The following is a 4039-nucleotide window of genomic DNA, read 5'->3' as shown; positions in this document are numbered from 1 at the left end:
AAAAACGCCCGTTTTCATCCGTGCCGGCTCCCTGTTTGGTACCGGCAACAACAACAGAAACGCCTGGCAGCGGTTCATTACTCCCCCCATCCACCACATGCCCGGTAATGGAATGTGTTTGCGCGTTGGCAGCAAAATAGCTGAACGCTGATAATAGCATAATCAGTGTTTTTGTTTTCATAAACGTGGATCAGTAATTGTTACTGGTAATGGATTAAAGCGATCTATATTTTGTTCAAAACGTGTCTGGTAAAAAAGCTAAAGTACATTGAAGAAAACGGCAACAATAGCAAGCGCAGAATATGCCAGGCATTCAAGGGAAACAACCATCTCTTGCGAAACGAACAAACAGGCGTTTTTCATCAATACTCCAACAATTCTATACTTATTTTCTTAACTAACCATTCTTTACGCGCTATTTTTTTACGCAAACGTTCCCGGGTTATTGGGCATAATCGCGGAGTTCATTGAGATATTCACGGATGCGCTGTTCCCATTCGAGCTGCTTTTGACGGTTACGGCCATAGTCCGTTCCTTTTTCATACAGCTCCTGCTTGTTGAGGTACAGGTTATAAATGCGCCTGAACTCAAGATTGGCGTCGGTGGTGAGATTATATACGGTTAACTTGCGTTCAAGCAATACTTTGCGCAGCTGCCTTGCGTATACTTCGCACAGGTCAAAATGCCCCTGCTCATGGGCCAGCAGATCGGCCCTGCCCTTTTGATCGGGCCTTACCCAGCTTAAATAGCAGGAAAAGGTATTGATGGAAAATACTTTCGCCTGCTTGAACATGGTTACACGGTTTGTCTGAAAGCCAAAGCCGCAATAGGTTTGAGCGGCAACACCGGGGTTTAACGCTTCCCTGGGCTGGCCTTTAAAATCGTCCCAGGTGAGCCGGCGGTAAGGGCTCCATTCTATTTCCTGTTCGTGCTTCCGGATGTCGGGCACACGGTAAACCTTTGCTGTAATTCGTTCGCAGGTGCTCCACTTGTCCGGGCTTTTATGCGCCACGATCTTTATTACATTAGCGCCATTCTTTCTTGCCAGCGCTTTCAGCTTGCCAATCACTTCATAATAGGTACAGTTGGTGGAAAAGCCATTATCGCCCGACCTGATAGTACCCACTTCAATGCCGTCGTTGCTGAATGTATCTTCCTGCTGTAAAACCAGCACATAGTCTGTATCGGAAAGCGGGGTTTGCGGGGCGGCTATCCTGGAGCCGATCTTAGGAGCGCATGCGCCAATGAATATTGCGAGGTAACAGAGATAAAAAAGCCTTTTCATAAATATACCCGGGATGGAAATGTAAACGCCGGTGCAAAATAAAGAATTCCTGTTAATGGTACTGCCCGGTACATGTATTCCTGGCCATAATTTATTAAATTAGGAACCTTTCATACCCCTTATCAATATACCCAAAATGAAAAAGCTTGAGAACAGGGTTGCGCTGATTACCGGGTCCGACTCCGGTATAGGGCGGGCTATTGCGCTGGCCTTTGCCGCAGAAGGCGCCAAAGTGGTGATCACCTATCATTCCGATGAAGCATCCGCAGCACAGGTAACCAACCAGATAAATGAACAGGGGCATACAGCTATCTGCTTTAAGCTGGATGTTACGGATGAAGCAGCGGTAAAAGACCTTTTCAGCAAGGTGCAGGCCCGGTTCGACAACATTGATATACTGGTTAACAACGCTGCGGTTAACGGCAGTGGGGCGCCGGTTAAGGAAATGTTAACCGATGTTTTTGACACCTGTATCAAAACCAACCTGTATGGCCCCTTTTACTGCTGCCGGGCATTTTTAAACCAACCCAACCTGCGGGAAGGTAACATTATATTCATCAGCTCTATACATGAAGATGTAAACACACCGGGTAATGCCGATTACAACGCTTCCAAAGCCGCCATCAAAAATTTCAGCAGAAGCCTGGCGCTGGAGGTGGCCGGCCAGGGCATACGGGTAAACAATATTGCACCCGGCATGATCCTTACTGACATGAATAAGGAAGCAATGGAAAACGACGAAGTACGCAGGGAAAAAGCCGCTCACATTCCCATGAAAAAAGCCGGTACGCCGGAAGATATTACCGGTGTAGCGGTTTTTCTGGCTGCTGCGGAAAGCGCGTATGTAACCGGCGCTACGTTTGTGGTGGACGGCGGGTTGAGTATAAATACCGGCCAGGGCGCATAGCGGCTCCACGCCGGTACTTTCTCTTCAGCCGTACAACGCCGAATTTTAAACCGTCGTATAAAGCCGCGATGATAAGGCATATCACCGCTAACAGCAACGTCTTTATCTTCCAGCTGGAAAATACATAGCCGCCCGTAATACAGCCCAGGAAGAAAAAGGCAACAATAGTAAAATGCAGCTTTATGGCCCCGGTGAGCCGGTGTTTCTGCTCCGGCTTTTTATAGAAGAACAACTGCGCCAGCTCAATGCCCAGGTCTGTGAACAAGCCGGTAAGGTGGGTGGTTCTTACCACGGCGCTGGACACATGCGTTACCAGGGCATTCTGCAATCCCATGGCAAACAGCAGCGCGCACGCCACCACGTGCGCATGGAGCACGACAATGCGGTTGTTTAATAACGCTATAAAGAGAAGCAGGGTTATTTCTATAAATATCGGAACAGTATAAACCAGCCGGCCGCTGCGCCTGGAAACCACTTCGGTGACCATGGTAGAAAAAAAGGCCCCGGCAAAAAAAGCCGCCACATAGGCAACGGAAAGCCAGGCGGCGGTATAATTTGCTTTTGCCGCTTCATCCGCAAAATGGGCAAAGTGCCCCGTAACGTTTGTAGTGAGTATTTGCAGCGAAAAAAAACCGCAGACATTTACTATTCCTGCAACAAAAGCAAGACAGGCAGCAAGCTGCAAATTATGTTTGAGGGTCCTGCTTTTACCCTTATGCCTGAACATGTGCTGTTAAATAAAACCAGGACACAAGTTATTATTTTTGGGGCGAAAGCTGAAATAATGCCTGCAGCCCGCCCATCTCCTGCCAGCCGCTAACGGCCGGCACCCCGGCTGACCCTTATTTATTCACGTTTAAATTTCACAACATGAAAACCAGAAAACCCTTATTGATCGCGTTAACCCTGGCTTTTATTCCTGTACTGCTGCTAATGCAGTCCTGTAAGAAAGAAACCGCAGCACCCGAACCGCCGCCGCATGGCGCTGTTGAAGCCAGCACCCTGGCTACCGTAGCCAACGGGCTTTACAGCATCACTTGCGTTACAGGCGGCAATGCCATTGAGATTGGCTCCTCTGCTACTGCCAACGGCGCCCCGGTAACGCAGTATGCCAATTTCAGCTTCCAGAACCAGAAATGGGTGATTACCGATGCCGGCAACGGCTATTTTACCATTATGAACGCCTACAGCGGCAAGTTCCTGGATGTACCGGGCAGCACTACCATACCCGGCACACAGCTGAACCAGTACCAGGGCAACGGCAGCGATGCGCAGCTGTGGAGCATTACCGGCGTTGGCAGCAATGCATACAAGATCACCAATAAGGCGAACGGGCTGGCCGTTACCAACAAGAACGGCTCTACGAACAGCGGCACGCCCATTACCCAGGACACCTACACGGGCAACAATGCGCAGCACTGGATATTAACGCTGAACACACATGCTCAATATATTCCCAACACCGGCTGGGCAGCGGATGTGCAGGTGTTCAGCGACCTGGATTACAATGCCTACCTTACCCGCTATTCCGGCTGGAACGGCGGCGATGGCTGCTACTCGCTGCTGCTGCCCGGCAACCATGTGCTATGGACCTTCCAGGACAGCTTTTTCGGGGATGTGGACGCTACCCGCAACCGCGATGCATCGCTGAACTCATTCCGCCGCAATGCCGGCATACTGCAGCAGAATATGTCGCTCGGCAGCTTTGTGCAGCTGAATACCGGCAGCGGTAAAAATTCTCAAACCTGGGTGCAGTACGACAACCTGCCTGGCAATGACGATAAGGAGCTATATTGGCCGGGCGATGCGCAGGTGCATGGCAATACGGTGCAAATGCTGTTAAGTCA

The 4039-nt window shown here is 49.8% G+C and carries 5 protein-coding genes; 2 read left to right on the top strand and 3 right to left on the bottom strand.

The genetic code is table 11. The annotated features are described in order from the left end of the window. Nucleotides 1-160: carboxypeptidase-like regulatory domain-containing protein (locus VFS25_RS25380; protein ID WP_414647759.1), on the bottom strand; the 160-nt coding region annotated here is incomplete at its 3' end. 282 nt (nucleotides 161-442) lie between these two features. After that, the gene (locus tag VFS25_RS17940; RefSeq protein WP_326463546.1) at nucleotides 443-1285 is read right to left on the bottom strand and encodes a hypothetical protein; all 843 of its coding nucleotides are present in this window, start codon (nucleotides 1283-1285) and stop codon (nucleotides 443-445) included. Between the two features lie 136 nt (nucleotides 1286-1421). Between VFS25_RS17940 and VFS25_RS17935 the strand changes: the two genes are divergently transcribed. Next, nucleotides 1422-2192 (top strand): SDR family NAD(P)-dependent oxidoreductase, encoded by a 771-nt coding sequence (locus VFS25_RS17935; protein ID WP_326463545.1) that lies wholly within the window; start codon nucleotides 1422-1424, stop codon nucleotides 2190-2192. Here VFS25_RS17935 and VFS25_RS17930 read toward each other — a convergent pair. Continuing rightward, a complete protein-coding gene (locus VFS25_RS17930; protein ID WP_326463544.1) occupies nucleotides 2140-2919 on the bottom strand; it encodes a YoaK family protein in 780 nt (259 codons plus the stop codon). The genes VFS25_RS17935 and VFS25_RS17930 overlap by 53 nt on opposite strands. A 143-nt stretch (nucleotides 2920-3062) precedes the next feature. Here VFS25_RS17930 and VFS25_RS17925 point away from each other — a divergent pair. Next, a partial coding sequence (locus VFS25_RS17925; protein ID WP_326463543.1) for a DUF5005 domain-containing protein occupies nucleotides 3063-4039 on the top strand: 977 nt, incomplete at its 3' end.

The organism is Chitinophaga sp. (genome assembly GCF_035761305.1).
GTDB lineage: Bacteria > Bacteroidota > Bacteroidia > Chitinophagales > Chitinophagaceae > Chitinophaga.
Note: the sequence above shows the minus strand (reverse complement) of the source record. Positions and strands in the feature narration are given on the sequence as shown.